General features: G+C 65.5%; 14 protein-coding genes, 1 other RNA gene and 1 pseudogene. 12 read left to right on the top strand and 4 right to left on the bottom strand.

What is annotated here, in order from left to right:
• Positions 1–146 precede the first annotated feature (146 nt).
• Positions 147–1,802, bottom strand: coding sequence for a hypothetical protein (locus tag WDM24_RS30980; protein WP_338828458.1), 1,656 nt, complete (start codon positions 1,800–1,802; stop codon positions 147–149).
• A 194-nt stretch (positions 1,803–1,996) separates the two neighbouring features.
• Positions 1,997–2,421, bottom strand: an RNA gene (rnpB, locus tag WDM24_RS30975) — RNase P RNA component class A.
• Positions 2,422–2,570: 149 nt separating this feature from the next.
• Between rnpB and WDM24_RS30970 the strand changes: the two genes are divergently transcribed.
• Both WDM24_RS30970 and WDM24_RS30965 read left to right on the top strand, forming a co-directional pair.
• On the top strand, positions 2,571–3,473 hold the full coding sequence (locus WDM24_RS30970) for a LysR family transcriptional regulator (protein ID WP_338828457.1): 903 nt from the start codon (positions 2,571–2,573) through the stop codon (positions 3,471–3,473).
• A gap of 95 nt (positions 3,474–3,568) precedes the next feature.
• A complete protein-coding gene (locus WDM24_RS30965) occupies positions 3,569–4,000 on the top strand; it encodes a PAS domain S-box protein (protein WP_338828456.1) in 432 nt (143 codons plus the stop codon).
• Between the two features lie 21 nt (positions 4,001–4,021).
• Here WDM24_RS30965 and WDM24_RS30960 read toward each other — a convergent pair whose 3' ends face one another.
• On the bottom strand, positions 4,022–4,222 hold the full coding sequence (locus tag WDM24_RS30960; protein ID WP_338828455.1) for a hypothetical protein: 201 nt from the start codon (positions 4,220–4,222) through the stop codon (positions 4,022–4,024).
• A 397-nt stretch (positions 4,223–4,619) separates the two neighbouring features.
• Between WDM24_RS30960 and WDM24_RS30955 the strand changes: the two are divergent.
• Positions 4,620–4,978: pseudogene (locus tag WDM24_RS30955) on the top strand (YciI family protein).
• A 69-nt stretch (positions 4,979–5,047) separates the two neighbouring features.
• Positions 5,048–6,283, top strand: coding sequence for an RNA polymerase sigma factor (locus WDM24_RS30950; protein ID WP_338828454.1), 1,236 nt, complete (start codon positions 5,048–5,050; stop codon positions 6,281–6,283).
• Positions 6,284–6,383: 100 nt separating this feature from the next.
• On the opposite strand, the gene WDM24_RS30945 is transcribed toward WDM24_RS30950, so the two are convergent.
• On the bottom strand, positions 6,384–7,259 hold the full coding sequence (locus WDM24_RS30945; protein WP_029078914.1) for an N-acetylmuramoyl-L-alanine amidase: 876 nt from the start codon (positions 7,257–7,259) through the stop codon (positions 6,384–6,386).
• A gap of 468 nt (positions 7,260–7,727) precedes the next feature.
• On the opposite strand from WDM24_RS30945, the gene rsmH reads away from it, so the two are divergent.
• The 8 genes from rsmH to WDM24_RS30905 all read left to right on the top strand — a co-directional run bounded on the left by rsmH (position 7,728) and on the right by WDM24_RS30905 (position 16,990).
• Positions 7,728–8,723 carry a 16S rRNA (cytosine(1402)-N(4))-methyltransferase RsmH gene (gene rsmH / locus WDM24_RS30940; protein WP_338828453.1) on the top strand — a complete coding sequence of 332 codons (996 nt, stop codon included), beginning with the start codon at positions 7,728–7,730 and terminating at the stop codon, positions 8,721–8,723.
• Positions 8,724–8,725: 2 nt separating this feature from the next.
• The gene (ftsL, locus tag WDM24_RS30935; RefSeq protein WP_338828452.1) at positions 8,726–9,178 is read left to right on the top strand and encodes a cell division protein FtsL; all 453 of its coding nucleotides are present in this window, start codon (positions 8,726–8,728) and stop codon (positions 9,176–9,178) included.
• An 11-nt stretch (positions 9,179–9,189) separates the two neighbouring features.
• A complete protein-coding gene (locus WDM24_RS30930) occupies positions 9,190–10,956 on the top strand; it encodes a peptidoglycan D,D-transpeptidase FtsI family protein (protein ID WP_166308354.1) in 1,767 nt (588 codons plus the stop codon).
• 49 nt (positions 10,957–11,005) lie between these two features.
• Positions 11,006–12,481 (top strand): UDP-N-acetylmuramoyl-L-alanyl-D-glutamate--2,6-diaminopimelate ligase, encoded by a 1,476-nt coding sequence (locus tag WDM24_RS30925; RefSeq protein ID WP_338828451.1) that lies wholly within the window; start codon positions 11,006–11,008, stop codon positions 12,479–12,481.
• On the top strand, positions 12,478–13,911 hold the full coding sequence (locus WDM24_RS30920) for a UDP-N-acetylmuramoylalanyl-D-glutamyl-2,6-diaminopimelate--D-alanyl-D-alanine ligase (RefSeq protein ID WP_338828450.1): 1,434 nt from the start codon (positions 12,478–12,480) through the stop codon (positions 13,909–13,911). Before WDM24_RS30925 ends, WDM24_RS30920 begins: the two co-directional genes overlap by 4 nt.
• Positions 13,912–13,921: 10 nt before the next feature.
• On the top strand, positions 13,922–15,028 hold the full coding sequence (gene mraY, locus WDM24_RS30915) for a phospho-N-acetylmuramoyl-pentapeptide-transferase (protein ID WP_166304640.1): 1,107 nt from the start codon (positions 13,922–13,924) through the stop codon (positions 15,026–15,028).
• 112 nt (positions 15,029–15,140) lie between these two features.
• Positions 15,141–16,541, top strand: a complete 1,401-nt coding sequence (gene murD / locus WDM24_RS30910; protein WP_338828449.1) for a UDP-N-acetylmuramoyl-L-alanine--D-glutamate ligase — start codon at positions 15,141–15,143, stop codon at positions 16,539–16,541.
• A 29-nt stretch (positions 16,542–16,570) separates the two neighbouring features.
• Positions 16,571–16,990, top strand: a complete 420-nt coding sequence (locus WDM24_RS30905) for a hypothetical protein (RefSeq protein WP_338828448.1) — start codon at positions 16,571–16,573, stop codon at positions 16,988–16,990.
• Positions 16,991–17,023 lie beyond the last annotated feature (33 nt).

Genomic DNA, 17,023 nt, shown 5'->3' with positions numbered 1-17,023 from the left:
GCGTTGCCGTCCCTATTCGGTTTTGCTCCCGGTGTGGTTTGCCATGCCGCTCCAACGGGCTCCCCCTACATGGGGATGCGGCCGCCACACCGCCAGCAATGGCGCGGTCCGCATCGCGATCGCCGCCCTGGGTTGGCAGCGGCCGCCTACGCGGCCATCGCCGTCCGTCGGCAGAAGCAGGATGCCTTGATCGGGATCTCCGCCCGCGCCTGCGCGAGATCGAGCCGCTGCTTGATCAGCGCGCTCTCCGCCTTCTCGCCGCGGCGAAGCAGGCATTCGTGCAGGCCATGGAGCGACCACAGATTGTCGGGATGCTGGCAGGCCCGGCTGAGCTTGCCGTCGAGACCGAGATCGGAACGGTAGACCGCCTCGGCTTCCGCGATATGTCCCTGCTCGAGCAGCAGCGCGCCGAGCGCGTGACGGGGTGGCTGCATCCATCCCCAGGGCTCGTCATAGGGCAGCGCGTCGGAGAGATCGACCGATTTGCGCAGCTCCCCGAATGCGACGTCATAGTTGCCCTTGCGGTACTCCAGCTCGCCGTTCAGCATCGCTTCGGCGACGTTGAGCAGGTTCACCATCTTGTTGTTATGCACGAGGCGGCTCTCCGGCACCCGGGCCTTCGCCGCCACGAACGATGCCTTCTCGGCCTCGGCCTCCGCGACATTGCCGAGCGCCGAATGCGCGACCGCCTTGGCGTAGTGGATCATCGCCGTTACCGAGCAGTAGAGGTCGCGATCGTCGGGCAATTTCTGCTCGATGATCTCGCGCCACTTTCCGAAGCGCACGAGCACGTGCTGCTTCATCGTCAGATAGCCTTCGAGGAAATCCGCCATCGGAGGCGATGGAATGCGCAGCACCGGCTCCGGCACGGTGGCGATCAACTCCTCGGCAGCAGCGATCGCGGGCGCGTATTGGCCGAGGAACATCGCGCCGTAGATCGCGAAGTGGAAGTTATGGATGACGTAGACGAGGTAGACGCCGGGATCGTCCGAATAGCGAAGGAAACTGCGGTCGGTCGCCAGTGCCTTCTGATTGTGGCGCAGCACGTCGTTGTAATGCCCGCACAGCACATCGAGATGCGTCGGCATGTGAATCAGGTGACCGCTGTCGGGCACGATCTCGCGCAGCCGGTCGCCGGCCCGCAGCGCCAGCTGCGGGAACGGCGACATCTCCATCAGGTGGACGTAGAGGTGCAGCAGGCCCGGGTGATCCCACGCCGCCGGAATTTTGTCGAATGCCTGTTCGAGGATCGATTTGCATTCTTCGGTGCCGGCAGCCTCGGCCGGCTTGCCGGAGGGCAGGTCCCACATCTGCCACGGGGTCTCGTTCATGATCGATTCGGCGAGCACCGCGCGGACCTCGAGATCGTTGGGAAAGGCCGCGAACACCTTGCGCATCTCCCTGGTGTAGGCCTTGTCCCACGGCGCCATGTCCTCGATCGCCTCGCGCTGCGGATAGCGTGCGGGCAGCGCCTCGACCATCGCCCGTTCCAGCGCGCTTGCTTTTCCCGCATGTGCGAGCGCGTCCTGCATCGCGTCGTAGGAGGCCTGGAGCGCCATCTGGCGTCCCTGTGCGTCATAGCGAACCCAGGGCAGATTGTAGTTCGGCCCCGCGGCGTAGCTGATGCCCCAATGCGCCATCGCGCATTCGGCGTCGTAATCGAGAGCCTTGCGGAAGCACTTGATCGCTTCGCCGTGGTTGAACCCGAACAGCCAGTTGAGCCCGCGGTCGAACCAGAGCTGGGCGTCCGGCGAGGATGTCGTGACTTTGCGGCTGTACGGCCCGAGATCAAAATAGGTCATGCCTTTTGCCTCCTGCGTGCGCCCTGCGTTGCGGATTGTCCTGGCGAAATCAGCAGCGTGGTTTGATGCCCTCGAAGGTGCAGTGCCGTGCCCGCAGTTTAGCAAAGAGGCGATCAACATCACAGCGCGCACAGGTGGCACATCGGAAATGGCGAGGGGCCCGGCGTGTTGCGCCGAGCCCCTCATAGACCAAAAATATCAGCCGGCCTGTAAGCCGGGTTCTGTAGGGCACCATTCTTGCGAATGGTACGTGACGGCCATTCCTCTGGGACAAGGTTTGCACCTTGCCTTGAGCAACCTACCCGGACAGCGGGCCTGACATCGCCCTGCGGTGTTATCGCGCGTGCGCGAACTAACCGCGTTGCCGTCCCTATTCGGTTTTGCTCCCGGTGTGGTTTGCCATGCCGTTTCCGTTGCCGGAAACGCGGTGCGCTCTTACCGCACCTTTTCACCCTTACCCGGCCAAGCCCGAAGGCGAAGCCAGGCGGTTCGTTCTCTGTGGCACTTTCCCTGGGGTCGCCCCCGCCGGATGTTATCCGGCACCGCATGTCGATGGAGCCCGGACTTTCCTCCCCCGCGGCCTTTCGGCACCAGCGGGAGCGGCCGTCCGGCCGACTGACGGGCTACGCATGCGGGCTTTGGCGGTCCGCGTCAAGCGATAGCGATGGTTAACTCGGGCCGATTTGCCCGGTTTTGACATTCGCGAAGGATAACCCTTTGATATCGAATTCATCGATCCAAGGGTTTCGTGCCAAAGGGTTTCGCGCCATGGACACCGAACTGGCCCGAACGTTCCTGACGGTGGTGAGCGCCGGCAACTTCATTACCGCGGCGGAACGTCTTCACGTCAGCCAGTCGACGGTCAGCACCCGCATTCACACGCTGGAGCAGCAGCTCGGCTGCGTGCTGTTCGTGCGCAACAAGGCGGGCACCACGCTGACGCCGGCGGGCCGGCAGTTTCAGCGGCACGCCTCGGTGCTGGTTCGCACCGTCGAGCAGGCACGCCACGATGTCGGAATCCCCAAGGGGTTTTCCGCGACGCTGGTGGTCGGCGGTCGCATCGGACTTTGGGAAGAGTATTTGCTGCGCTGGCTGCCGCTGATGACGCAGGCACATCCCGACGTCTCGATCCGCGCCGAGAGCGCGCTCGAGCCCGAATTAATGCAGGGGCTGGTCGAGGGCCGCATCGATATCGGCGTGATGTACACGCCGCAGAGCCGCCCCGGCCTCAAGGTCGAACAGCTGTTCGAGGAGCAGCTCATCCTGGTCTCGACCGATCCCAAGAGCGCACCGGAGCCGGGGCAGGGCTATGTCTATGTCGATTGGGGCGCTGAATTCTACGCGCGTCATAGCACGCTGTTTCCGAACTTCGCCGGCCCCGCGCTGACGGTGAACATCGGCTGGCTTGGATTGCAGCACCTTCTGGAGAATGGCGGCTGCGGCTTCTTCGCGCGCCGCATCGTGGAGCCGCTTCTGAAGGCGCGGCGGCTGCACGCCGTCGCCGGCGCGCCCAGCTTTGCGATGCCGGCCTATGTCGCCTATCCGGCTGATAGCCAGGACGACCATCTGGCGCGTGCGATCGAGATCATGCATCGCCTCGCGGCATCCCAGGCCCGCTCCGGCGCGGACGTCGCACGGGCGAAGTCGGGCGTGCGGAGGCGGCGCGATTGATATCGGTATCGCCGATCGGTCGCATCGCGATTCTTCGCTTGTCAGCGTGAAGGTCCGAGTTCAGAGCAGGATCGGGATCAGCTGGAGGTCAAGCGATGGATATTGCGGCAGCGGTGGGAGACGCGTTGCTCAATGGCGCGTCCGACGCGATCGTTGCGACCGATGCGAGAGGCCGCATCACCTTGTGGAATCCCGGTGCGGTCAGGATGTTCGGCTTCACGGCCGACGAAGCGATCGGGCAATCGCTCGACCTGATCATTCCGGAAGCCTTGCGTGCGCGTCACTGGGCCGGCTACCGGCACGCGATGGCGACCGGGACCAGCCGTTACGGTCAGGGCGATCTGCTGTCGGTGCCTACGCTGACAAAGCTCGGCGCGCGCATCTCCGTCGAATTCACCATCGTGATGCTGCACGACGCGGGACACGTCGCCGGCACCGTGGCCGTGATGCGCGACGTGACCAAGCGTTTCGAGGAGCTCAAGGAATTGCGGCGCCGCGCGGCGCAGCAAGCCGGATCGTCATCATGAAACCGGCCGTGCGAACGCCAGCTATCTTCCCGATCGCAGACGCGTTTCGGCCAGCGCCGTGACGACGCCGATGATCAGCATCGAGACCACGACGTCGGCTTCCGCACGGAAGCCAAACGCGATCACCGTGACGGACGCGACCGCCGCCAGGATCGCGATGGTCAGCCCTTCGTCGGCGATCAGCTGACGCAGCGCCTTCAAACGCGCGGTTACCCGTCGCATTGCCGGCCTTACACGCCTAGGGGATTGCCGCTCGCTGCGATGGCGGAAGCGACCTGGCTGGCGCGGTGGCCCGGTCTTGTCACGATCCGGCTGCGCAGGATTCGGTACAGCGTCCGCAGGAGCCGCGAAAGGTGCGTTGCTGTTTGCGGCAGTGATCTCATGGCGGGTCCTCCGAGTATCCGGCCTCAAGGCTACGCGCCGCGATGAATTAGACAAACGAATAATATTGGCTGTTACTATCGAACTATCCGATATAAGCTTGGGCCTGGTCCGACCATCGCCAGGCGGGAGATGCATTCACGCCGGGCGGCCAAATAATTTATCCTGACGATGTCGTCTTTCGTGTCGCCCGTTCGACTGGGTGTCGGCGATCCAGCCGATCAAGAGGAGAGATGAGATGCAGTATTTGTTGCTGATCTACCGAGCGACGCGCAATACGCGCACATGACCCCTGACGACCGCAAGGCCTTGTCGGCGGAGTACGGAGTCTACACCCAGTCCATCATCCAGAGCGGCCACTTCAAGGCAGGCGATGGGCTGCAGCCGGTGTCGACGGCAACCACGGTGCGGGTCCGTGATGGCAAGACGCTGACGACGGATGGTCCGTTCGCGGAAACCCGCGAACAGCTCGGCGGCTATTATCTGGTCGAGGCCAAGGATCTCGACACTGCGCTCGGCCTTGCGGCGCGGATCCCCGGCGCCAGGGACGGATCGATCGAAGTCAGGCCGGTGATGATCTACGACAACCCGCGATGACGCCATTGTCGCATCATGAATGCAGCGGCCGCGTCGCCTGGCGCGGCCGCTGAGTAACGATGGATGGACATGACTCCGAGCCAGATCGAGAAAATCTTCCGCGACGAGGCGGGCCGGGCGCTCGCGACGCTGATCCGTCTCGTCGGCGATTTCGATCTGGCGGAGGATTCCCTGCAGGACGCCTTCGCGGTCGCGCTGCAGCGCTGGCCGATCGGTGAATTCCCCGCCAATCCGCGCGCCTGGCTGGTCAATGTCGGCCGCAACAAGGCGATCGACCGCGTCCGCCGCGCCGTCAGCTTTCGCGGCAAGCAGCAGGAGCTGACGCATCAATTGTTGTTGGATGCGGAGGCGCCGCCCGAGCCGGCCGATGCGACGCTCGACGACGACATGCTCAGGCTGATCTTCACCTGTTGCCATCCGTCCTTTGCCGCGGAGGTGCAGGTTGCGCTGACCCTGCGTACGGTGTGCGGGCTGACCACGGCGCAGGTCGCGCGCGCGTTCCTGGTCAGCGAGGACGCGATGGCGCAGCGCCTCGTGCGCGCCAAGCTGAAGATCAAACTCGCCGGCATTCCCTATGAGGTGCCGGAGCGCGAGGCGCTGGAGCCGCGCCTTGCGGGCGTGCTCGCGGTGATCTACCTCGTGTTCACCGAAGGCTATGCCGCGACCTCCGGCGAGGATCTGATGCGGCCTGATCTTGCGCGCGAGGCGATCCGCCTGGCGCGGCTGCTCGATGCGCTGATTCCGGCGCGCGGCGAGGTCAAGGGCCTGCTGGCGCTGATGCTGCTGCACGATGCGCGCCGCGCCGGCCGCCAGACCGCTGATGGCGACATCGTGCTGCTCGAGGAGCAGGACCGTTCGCTGTGGGATTTCCAACAGATCGCCGAAGGCCTCGAGCTGGTCGAGGCGGCGCTGCGAATGCCGGGCCGGCCGCAATCCTATGCGGTGCAGGCCGCGATCGCCGCGCTGCATGCGCGGGCGCCGAGCTATGAGGATACCGACTGGCCGCAGATCGCCGGTCTCTACGAGGTGCTGCTCCGCATCAGCCCGTCGCCGGTGATCGAGCTCAACCACGCCGCCGCGGTGTCGATGGTCGACGGCCCGGCGCGCGCGCTCGACCTGATCGATGCGCTGGACGCGCGCGGCAGCCTGAAGCGATACGACCAGCTGCCTGCGGTGCGCGCCGATTTGCTGCGCCGCCTCGGCCGCAAGGACGAAGCGCGCGCGGCGTATCTCACAGCCACCGCCGCAACCCAGCTCGAACCGCTGCGGCGGCTCTATGCGCGGCGGATCGCGGAACTGGGGTGAAGTCACCTCGCCCCGCTTGCGGGGAGAGGTCGGATTGCATCGCAGATGCAATCTCCCCGCAAGAGCGGGGCGAGGAGCAGATTCGGTGAGCGCCTATTGCCTACTTCGCCTTCGCCACCACCGTTGGCGCCGCGGCATCCGGCGGCAGGCTTTCGAGCAGCGCGTGCAGCGTCGCCATGGTGGAGCGGTCGGCGATGCCGTCGATCCGCTCGGGGCGGAAGTGGCGCTGGAAGGCGGTGACGACCTCCATGGTCGCGCCGTCGAACTTGCCGTTGGTCGGGATGTTGTAGCCGTAGCGGCGGAACGCGGCCTGCATGTTGGAGACGTTGTCGCTGATCGCCCCTAACTGCAGCGCGTCGCCGCGCACGATCGGCGCCGGCTGCACCCAGTGCCCGACGCCGGAATTGGCCAGCGAGTGCCACGGGAATTTCTCGCCGGGATCCTTCTTGCGCGCCGGCGCCACGTCGGAATGGCCGAGCACCCGATGCGAGACCACCTTGCGGCGAAGCATGATGCCGCGGCACAACGCGATGACAGCGGCGATCTGGCGCAGCGGAAAATCGGGATAACCCCAATCGTGACCGCGGTTGACGATCTCGACGCCGATCGAGCAGGAATTGATGTCGTCCTCGCCGGCCCACGCCGCCACGCCGGCGTGCCAGGCGCGCTTGCTCTCCGGCACGCACTGCACGATCCGTCCGTCCTCGAGCACGATGTAATGCGCCGAGACCTCGGTGCCGGCGGTGCAGAGCTGGGTGATCGCGCCCTCGACGTCGGGCATGCCGGTGTAGTGCAGCAGGATCATGTCGGGCTGCCGGTCATTGGCGCGGTCGCCGAAATTGACCGACGGGATCACGTCGGAGGCGATCGAGGAATCCGGCGTGAACGTCTTCGCGTCGGCCACTCCCTTCGGAACAGGGAGGGCGCGCTGACGCTTCTGATCAGCGTTGCCGGACGAAGACGAACCTGAAGCCATACGAATCACTCAAACCCGAACCAGGAGAAAGCATTTTGACATATGGATAAACAAATAGGCGTTTACTATTCCTTTACCGTGCAGGCCGCGCAATCGGCCTGCCGGTTCCAGGGCGCACATGATGCCCCGAGCGGGGGCCGAGCGCATCACTCGAAAGTGGATCAAAGGCGCGCGATTCCGCTAACCGATGATCAACGTTTTCTTAACGTTAAGTGCCGTTACTGAGAGCTGAAGTGCCGAACCGTTTTCGGGGGACGGCCAAGGTCCGCTTTTGCGCGAAATCCCATGGAAACCCTCCCAATTCCGGTCGGATATCAGGATTTGCGGCCGAGGACGGGAGTTGGCGCTGGTTTCACGCAGCGGCTTTTTCGCAGGAACGGTCAGGTAAAGCGCGAGGATTCGAGGCGCAATGAGTCGGCGCGCAGCCAGCTTGCATGCCAGTTACGCGGCCCTGCCCAGGGGCGGCGCATGAGCGAGCGTGCGCCCCGTCACATTTCGGTGCTGGGCCGCGAGGCGGTCGCGTATCTCGATCCGCGCGCCGGCGGCATTTATGTCGACGCGACGTTCGGCGCCGGCGGCTACAGCCGTGCGATCCTCGATGTCGCCGACACGCGCGTGATCGGCATCGACCGCGACCGCACCGCGATAACAGGCGGCTTCGATCTGGTCGACGGCGCCGGCGGCCGCCTGACGCTGGTCGAGGACCGCTTCTCGGATCTTGCCGAGGTCTGCGCCGCGCAGGGGTGTGATGCGGTCGACGGCGTCGTGATGGACGTCGGGGTGTCCTCGATGCAACTCGACCAGGCCGAGCGCGGCTTCTCGTTCCGCCTCGGCGGTCCGCTCGACATGCGGATGGGACAGAGCGGCCCGACCGCAGCCGATGTGGTGGCGACCGCTTCGGAGAAAGAGCTCGCCGACATCATCTATATCTTCGGCGAGGAGCGCCATTCGCGCGGCGTTGCGCGCGCCATCGTCGCCGCGCGCAAGGACGCGCCGATCACGACGACGCAGGCGCTGGCCGACATCGTCGCCAAAGTCGTGCGCGCCAAGCCGAACGAGATCCATCCGGCGACGCGCACCTTCCAGGCGCTGCGCATCTTCGTCAATGAAGAGCTCGACGAGCTGCATCGGGCGCTCGCCGCGGCCGAGCGTGTGCTGAAGCCGAACGGACGGCTCGTCGTGGTCTCGTTCCACTCACTGGAAGACCGCATCGTCAAGAATTTCCTCACTGAACGCGGCAAGGTCGCCGGCGGCTCGCGGCATCTGCCCGAGGTCGCGCAGGCAGCGCCGAGCTTTCAGATCCTGACCAAGCGTCCGGTCACGCCGGGCGAAGCCGAACTCGCCGCCAATCCGCGCGCGCGTTCCGCAAAACTGCGTGCGGCCGAACGCACCACAGCGCCAGTGCATGCCGACGACGACCTGCCGTCATGGCCGCGGCTGTCAGACCTGAAGCGGGGAGGGTGACGATGCGCCTTCTCCATCTCCTCGTCATCGGCATGCTGATCTTCGCGGCGTCCTATGTTTACCGCATCAAGATGGAATCGACCGCCCGCGTCGAACGCGTGCTGCAGCTCAACGCGGAAATCCGCGAGCAGCGCAACGCCATCGCCACCTTGCGCGCCGAATGGGCCAAGCTCGACGCGCCGCTCAGGCTGCAGGGGCTTGCCGAGCGGCATCTGCCGCTGAAGCCGGTCAACGCCAACCAGTATGATTCCCTGAAGAACCTGCCGGAACGGCCGCCGAACTTCACGCGGCCCGGTTCGCGCGATCCGATCGGCGCGATGATCGACACCATCGAGGCCGCCGCCGCGCCCGACAGCACCACCGGGTCGATTGCGAAGCCGGCGTCAGACCAGTCGGCCGCCGATCAGCCTGCGCCCACCGCGGACACCGATCAGGGCGGGGGAGACCAGCAATGACGGGACCAGCCATGACCGATCCGGCACCCGCCGGCAAACCGGCCGGGAAGCCCGAGCCCAAGCCCGAGCCCTGGAGCCAGCGGCTGATCCGCACGCTGCTGTACGGCAGCAATGTCGACCGTGCCGCGAAGGCGCGCGCGCGCGTCGGTCTGGCCATTGTCGCCTTTGCTGTGGTCTATTGCGTGCTGGCCGGACGGCTGGTGTTGTTCGCGGTCGGCGCCGACAGCCATGGCGCGCGGCGCGCCGCCTCGCAGGATGCGATCGCAACCGCCAGGCCCGACATCACCGACCGCAACGGCGAAATTCTCGCCACCGACGTCAAGGCGCCGAGCCTGTTCGCCGAGCCGCGCCGCCTCATCGACAAGGACGAGGCGATCGAGCTTCTGACCGCGACCTTGCCCGATCTCGACACGGGCGAGGTGCGCGACCGCCTGTCGTCGCGCAAGGGTTTCGTCTGGCTGAAGCGCGAGATCACGCCGAAGCAGCAGTCTGACATCCACCGGCTTGGCCTTCCCGGCGTCGGCTTCCTGCGCGAGAACAAGCGCGTCTATCCGACCGGCAACGAGGTCGCCCATCTGATCGGCCTGGTCAACATCGACAACCAGGGCATCGCCGGGATGGAGAAGTGGCTGGACAGCAACGGTCTGGCCGATCTGCATCGCGCGGGCTTCGCCACCGACCGGCTGCAGAAGCCGGTTGAATTGTCGGTCGACCTGCGCGTCGAGCACGCGCTGCGCGACGAATTGATCAAGGCCAAAGAGAAGTTCAAGGCCAAGGCCGCCTCGGGCCTCGTCTCCAACGTGCGCACCGGCGAGATCGTGGCGATGGTGTCGCTGCCGGATTTCGATCCGAACAATCCGAAGGAGGCGCACGATCCCGATCGCATCAACCGCCTGACCACCGGCGTCTACGAGATGGGCTCGACCTTCAAGGCGTTCACACTGGCGATGGCGCTGGATAGCGGCAGGTTCGACCTCAACTCGATGTGGGATGCGCGCGGCCCGCTGCATTACGGGAAGTTCGCGATCCATGACGATCACAACATGGGCCGCATGATCAACATGAAGGAGGTGTTCTACTATTCCTCCAACATCGGCGCCGGGCGCATCGCGCTGGCGATGGGCGTCGACGCGCACAAGGCCTTCCTGCGCAAGATGGGACAGCTCGAGCGGCTGCGCACCGAATTGCCGGAGAGCGCCTCGCCGATCGTGCCGAAGAAGTGGGGCGAACTGAACACCGTCACCATCTCGTTCGGTCACGGCGTCGCGGTGGCGCCGCTGCAGGCGGTGATGGGCATCGACGCGCTGGTCAATGGCGGCTACCTGATCCCGCCGACCTTCCTCAAGCGCACCGAGCAGGAAGCGATGGCGCTCGCCAAACGCGTCATCAAGCCCGAGACCTCGGACAAGATGCGCTATCTGATGCGGCTCAACGCCGAGATCGGCACCGCCAAGAAGGCCGACGTCAAGGGCTACTATATCGGCGGCAAGACCGGCACCGCGGAGAAGGTGATCAACGGCCGCTACGCCAAGAAGAAGGTGTTGAACGCGTTCACCGCGATCCTGCCCGCCGACAATCCGAAATACCAGCTCTTGATCATGCTCGACGAACCGCAGCCCCTGAAGGAGACCTACGGTTTCATCACTTCGGGCTGGAATGCGGTGCCGACCGGCGGCAATGTGATCGCCCGAATTGCGCCGCTTTTGGGCGTCGAACCGCGATTCGACCTGCCGCCGTCCGACCGCCTTATTCTTGCGGCATCCAGAACAACCCAGTAAGGCGTACATGAACGCGGCGCCAGAACAGCGCCGGCCAGACTGGAAGATCATGAGACTTCGCGACCTCTTCAGCGATGACGCCACGATCGATCCGAGTGCCTCCTCTGTCACGGTCGGAGGGCTTGCGGTCGACAGCCGTGCGGTGAAGCCGGGCGACCTGTTCTTCGCGCTATCAGGCAGCCGGACCGACGGTGCGCGCTTCGTCGACGCGGCGATCGCCGCAGGCGCGGTCGCGGTCGCCAGCGACCATCTGCCGCAAGGTCAAGGCAAAGGCCAAGATCACGCCCGCGCTCCGTTCGTGATCACGCCCAATCCGCGCCGCGCGCTGGCGCTCGCCGCGGCGAAATTCTATCCGCGCCAGCCCAAGACGATCGCGGCGGTGACCGGCACCAGCGGCAAGACCTCGGTCGCGGCATTCACGCGCCAGATCTGGCAGCGGCTCGGTCACTCCTCCGCGAGCATCGGCACCATCGGCCTCGTGTCGGACAAGCGCACCGTCTACGGGTCGCTGACCACGCCGGATCCGATCGCGCTGCATCGCCAGCTCGACGAGATCACGGGCGACGGCGTCACCCATCTGGCGTTCGAGGCCTCCTCGCACGGTCTCGACCAGTATCGCCTCGACGGCGTGCGCATCGAAGCCGGCGGCTTCACCAATTTGTCGCGCGACCACATGGATTATCATCCCGACGTCGCGCATTACCTCAATGCCAAGCTCCGGCTGTTCCGCGATCTCGTCGCCGACGGCGGCGCCGCCGTGATCTCGGCCGATCATGACTGCTCGGCCAAGGTGATCGACGCGGCACGGGCGCGCGGCTTGCGCATCATCACGGTCGGGCGCAACGCCGATGCGGGTGAGGGCATCTGTCTCGCCGATGCTGCCATCGAAGGCTTTGCCCAGAGGCTCGCGATCGAGCACCGCGGGCGCAAATGCGCGATCCGGCTGCCGCTGGTCGGCGAATTCCAGATCGAGAATGCGCTGGTCGCGGCGGGCCTTGCGATCGGCACCGGCAGTGCCGCGGATGACGTGTTCGGCACTCTCGAACATCTCGAAGGCGCAAAAGGCCGGCTGGAATTCGTCGGCGAGCACAATGGCGCGCCGATCTTCGTCGACTATGCGCACAAGCCCGATGCGCTCGCCAAAGCACTGCAGGCGCTGCGGCCCTATGCGAAGCGCAAGCTCGTCGTGATCTTCGGCGCCGGCGGCGATCGCGACGCCGGCAAGCGTCCGATCATGGGCGCGATCGCGGCCGAGAATGCCGATCACATCATCGTCACCGACGACAATCCGCGCAGCGAGAAGCCGGAGGCGATCCGCGCCGCGATCATGGCGACGGCGAAGGGCGCGCGCGAGATCGGCGACCGTGCCGCTGCGATCCGCGCCGGGATTGCCGGCCTGGAGCCGGGCGATGCGCTGGTCGTCGCCGGCAAGGGCCATGAGGTCGGGCAGATCGTCGGCAACACGACCTTGCCGTTCAGCGATCATGAAGCAGTCGCCAATGCATTGGCCGAGGAGGGCGCATGAGCACGATGTTGTGGACCTCGGATGCAATGGCGAAGGCGATGCGCGCCGCGACCCAAGGCACGCTGCCGGAGGGCGTCACCGGGCTCTCGATCGACAGCCGCACCATTGCAAAGGGCGAGGCCTATTTCGCCATCAAGGGCGACGTCCATGACGGCCACGCCTTCGTCGAGTTGGCACTGAAGGCCGGCGCGGCACTCGCCGTGGTCGAGACCGCGCAACGGGCGAAGTTTCCTGCCGACGCGCCGCTCCTGGTGGTCGACGACGTGCTGGCCGGCCTCGTCGAACTCGCCCACGCCTCGCGCGCGCGGCTCAACGCAAAGATCATCGCGGTGACAGGCTCGGTCGGCAAGACCTCGACCAAGGAGGCGCTGCGCCGCGTGCTGTCGGCGCAGGGCGAGACCCATGCCTCGGTGGCGTCGTTCAACAACCACTGGGGCGTGCCGCTGTCGCTGGCGCGCTGCCCGGCGAGCACTCGCTTTGCGGTGTTCGAGATCGGCATGAACCATGCGGGCGAGATCACGCCGTTGGTGAAGATGGTGCGGCCGCATGTCGCCATCATCACCACGATCGAGCCGGTGCACCTGGAATTCTTCTCCGGGATCGAGGCGATCGCCGACGCCAAGGCGGAGATATTCGCAGGGCTCGAGCCCGGCGGCGCGGTGGTGCTCAACCGCGACAATGGACAATTCGCACGGCTGCACAAGCAGGCCAAGCAGGCCGGCATCTCGCGCATCGTCTCGTTCGGCGCCGACAAGCGCGCCGAGGCGCGGCTGATTGACCTCTCGCTGCACGCGACCTGCTCGGCGGTGCATGCGGATATCCTGGACCATGACATCACCTACAAGATCGGCATGCCCGGCCGCCACATGGCGATGAACTCGCTCGCGGTGCTCGCGGGCGCCTCGCTGCTCGGCGCCGATATCGCGCGCGCGGCGCTGTCGCTGTCGCAGCTCGAGGCGCCGACCGGGCGCGGCCTCCGCCGCACGCTCGAGGTCGGCCATGGCGAGGCGACGTTGATCGACGAGAGCTACAACGCCAATCCGGCCTCGATGGGCGCAGCCCTCAACGTGCTCGGCCAGGCCAAAACCGGGCCGCATGGCCGCCGCATCGCGGTGCTCGGCGACATGCTCGAACTCGGGCCGACCGGGCCGGATTTGCACCGCGGCCTCAACGAAGCCGTGACCGCCAACCGCATCGACCTCGTATATTGTTGTGGTCCGTTGATGCGGAATTTGTGGGATGCCCTTTCCACCGGCAAGCGGGGAGGCTATGCCGAGAGCTCGGCGACGCTCGAAGCGCAGGCGGTCGCCGCGGTCCGTGCCGGTGACGTGATCATGGTGAAGGGCTCGCTGGGATCGAAGATGAAGCTCATTGTCAGCGCGCTGGAAAAACGCTTCCCCGGCAAGGCCGCGCACGAAGAAGCGGTATAGGACCATTTGAATGTTCTACTGGTTGATCGAACTGTCCAACACCGTTCCGGGGTTTGGGGCATTCCGCAGCGGCCTGAACGTGTTCCGCTACATCACCTTCCGCACCGGCGGTGCGATGGTGACCGGCGCGCTGTTCGTGTTCCTGTTCGGGCCATGGATCATCGATCACTTAAGGCTGCGGCAGGGCAAGGGCCAGCCGATCCGCACCGATGGTCCGCAGTCGCATCTGATCTCCAAGAAGGGCACGCCGACCATGGGCGGGCTCATGATCCTGTCGGGGCTCGTGGTGTCGACGCTGCTCTGGGCCAATCCGCTCAATCCCTATGTCTGGATCGTGCTGGCGGTGACGCTCGGCTTCGGCTTCGTCGGCTTCTATGACGACTATTTGAAGGTCACAAAGCAGTCACACTCTGGCTTCGCCGGCAAGCTCAGGCTGCTGATCGAGGCGGTGATCGGGATTGCCGCCTGCTACGCGCTGGTCCGGCTCGGCCGCGACGTGTCCTCGACCTCGCTGGCGATTCCGTTCTTCAAGGACATGGTGATCAATTTCGGCTGGTTCTTCGTGATCTTCGGCGCCTTCGTGATGGTCGGTGCCGGCAATGCTGTCAATCTCACCGACGGCCTCGACGGTCTTGCCATCGTGCCCGTGATGATCGCCGCAGCAAGCTTCGGCATGATCTCGTACCTCACCGGCAACGCGGTATTCTCCGACTATCTGCAGATCAATTACGTCGCCGGCACCGGCGAGCTCGCGGTGCTGTGCGGCGCGGTGCTCGGCGCGGGCCTGGGCTTCCTCTGGTTCAACGCGCCGCCGGCCTCGATCTTCATGGGCGACACCGGCTCGCTGGCGCTCGGCGGCATGCTCGGGGCCACCGCGGTTGCGGTGAAGCACGAGATCGTGCTCGCCGTGATCGGCGGCCTGTTCGTGCTGGAGGCAGTCTCGGTCATCGTCCAGGTCGCCTCGTTCAAGCTCACCGGCAAACGCGTGTTCCGGATGGCGCCGCTGCACCATCATTTCGAGCAGAAGGGCTGGACCGAGCCGCAGATCGTGATCCGGTTCTGGATCATCTCGGTGATGCTGGCACTCGCCGGGCTGTCGACGCTAAAGTTGCGCTGATGATGAAGAAGCCCTCCTACTGTCATTCCGGGGCGTGCGAAGCACGAACCCGGAATCTCGAGATTCCGGGTTCGCGCGAAGACGCGCGCCCCGGAATGACGGAGGTCACATCATGATCCCGGTCACCTCCTTCGCAGGCAAGACGGTCGCAGTGTTCGGGCTCGGCGGCTCCGGGCTTGCAAGCTGCCATGCGCTGAAGGCCGGTGGCGCGGAAGTGATCGCGGCTGACGACAGTGCCGATAATGTCGCCAAGGCCGCGCAGGCCGGGTTCACCACCGCGGATCTGCGTAACCTGTCGTGGGCGAATTTCGCCGCGCTGATCCTGACCCCCGGCGCGCCGCTGACCCATCCGGCGCCGCACTGGAGCGTACTGAAGGCGCGCGATGCCGGCGTCGAGGTGATCGGCGACGTCGAATTGTTCTGCCGCGAGCGGCGCCGTCACGCGCCGAACGCGCCGTTCGTCGCCATCACCGGCACCAACGGCAAGTCGACCACCACGGCGCTGATCGCGCATCTGATGAAGGTGGCCGGCTACGACACCCAGATGGGCGGCAATATCGGCACCGCGATCCTGTCGCTGGAGCCGCCGCGGATGGGCCGCGTCCATGTCATCGAGATGTCGTCCTACCAGATCGACCTCGCGCCGTCGCTCGATCCTTCGGTCGGCATCCTGATCAATATCAGCGAGGACCACATCGATCGCCACGGTACGCTGGCGCATTACGCCGCGGTGAAGGAACGGCTGGTCGCCGGTGTGCAGCAGGGCGGCACCGCGATCGTCGGCGTCGACGACGGCTGGTGCCGCGACATCGCCGATAGGCTCGATCGCGCCGGCAAGCGCGTGGTGCGCATCTCCGTCAAGAACCCGCTGCCCGACGGCCTCTATGTCGAGCACGAGACCATCGTGCGTGCATCGGGCGCAGCGCGCAGCGAGATCGCGCGCCTCGGCGGCATCGGTTCGCTGCGCGGCCTGCACAATGCGCAGAACGCGGCCTGCGCCTCGGCCTGTTCGCTCGCAATGGGGATCGCGACCGACGTGCTGCAGAACGGCCTGCGCAGCTTCCCGGGTCTGGCGCATCGCATGGAGCAGGTCGGCCGCCGCGGCAACGTATTGTTCGTCAACGATTCCAAGGGCACCAACGCGGATGCGGCTGCGCACGCGCTGTCGTCCTTCGCCGACATCTACTGGATCGCCGGCGGCAAGCCGAAAGCCGGCGGCATCACCGGCCTCACGAGCTACTTCCCACGTATCCGCAAGGCCTATCTGATCGGCGAGGCGGCCGCCGAATTTTCCGGCACGCTCAGTGATCGCGTGCCGCACGAGATGTCGGGCACGCTCGACGTCGCAATCGCCAGCGCCGCGCGCGATGCCGGGGCGTCGGGGCTCTCCGAGGCCGTCGTGCTGCTGTCGCCGGCCTGCGCCTCGTTCGACCAGTACCGCAATTTCGAAATCCGCGGCACCGCCTTCCGCGACATCGTCCAGGCACTGCCGGGCGTGAAGCCGGTGGTGTAGGCAGACTCCCCAAACGGTCAGGCGAACAAATGGCCACATTTGAGTTCAAGCGGCGTCATATCTGGTGGGGGCTTACCAGTATTCTTGGCGCCGCCTGCATCGTGGCCGCCAGTCTGTTCGTCCACATCTGGTACGCCTTCAGCGCGTTTGGCGCGTGTCGAAACGTGGTGCTGGGCTCAGTGCCGTCTCCGGACGGCAAGAGGTCTGTCGTCATTTTCCGCAAGGAGTGCGGAGCGACGGTCGCGGACAGCACTCACGCAAGCATTGTCTCCACCGGAGGCACCCTCTCGCCCGAAAGCTCGCCGCCGTTTTTCAGTGTCGGGGGTGATCGAGACGTTCTCGTTACATGGCGTGGGGAGCACGTCGTCAAGATTGGGCTCATTCCTGGGACGGACCGATTTTACAAGCGCGAGCTGACAGCTGGGAACGTCAATATTGAATACGAATGACGTTGATGGGCGTAATCCGTTGCTCGGTCCAGA

The organism is Bradyrhizobium sp. 27S5 (assembly GCF_037217225.1).
GTDB classification, from domain to species: domain Bacteria; phylum Pseudomonadota; class Alphaproteobacteria; order Rhizobiales; family Xanthobacteraceae; genus Bradyrhizobium; species Bradyrhizobium septentrionale.
This window is presented reverse-complemented; position numbering and strand designations above follow the sequence as displayed.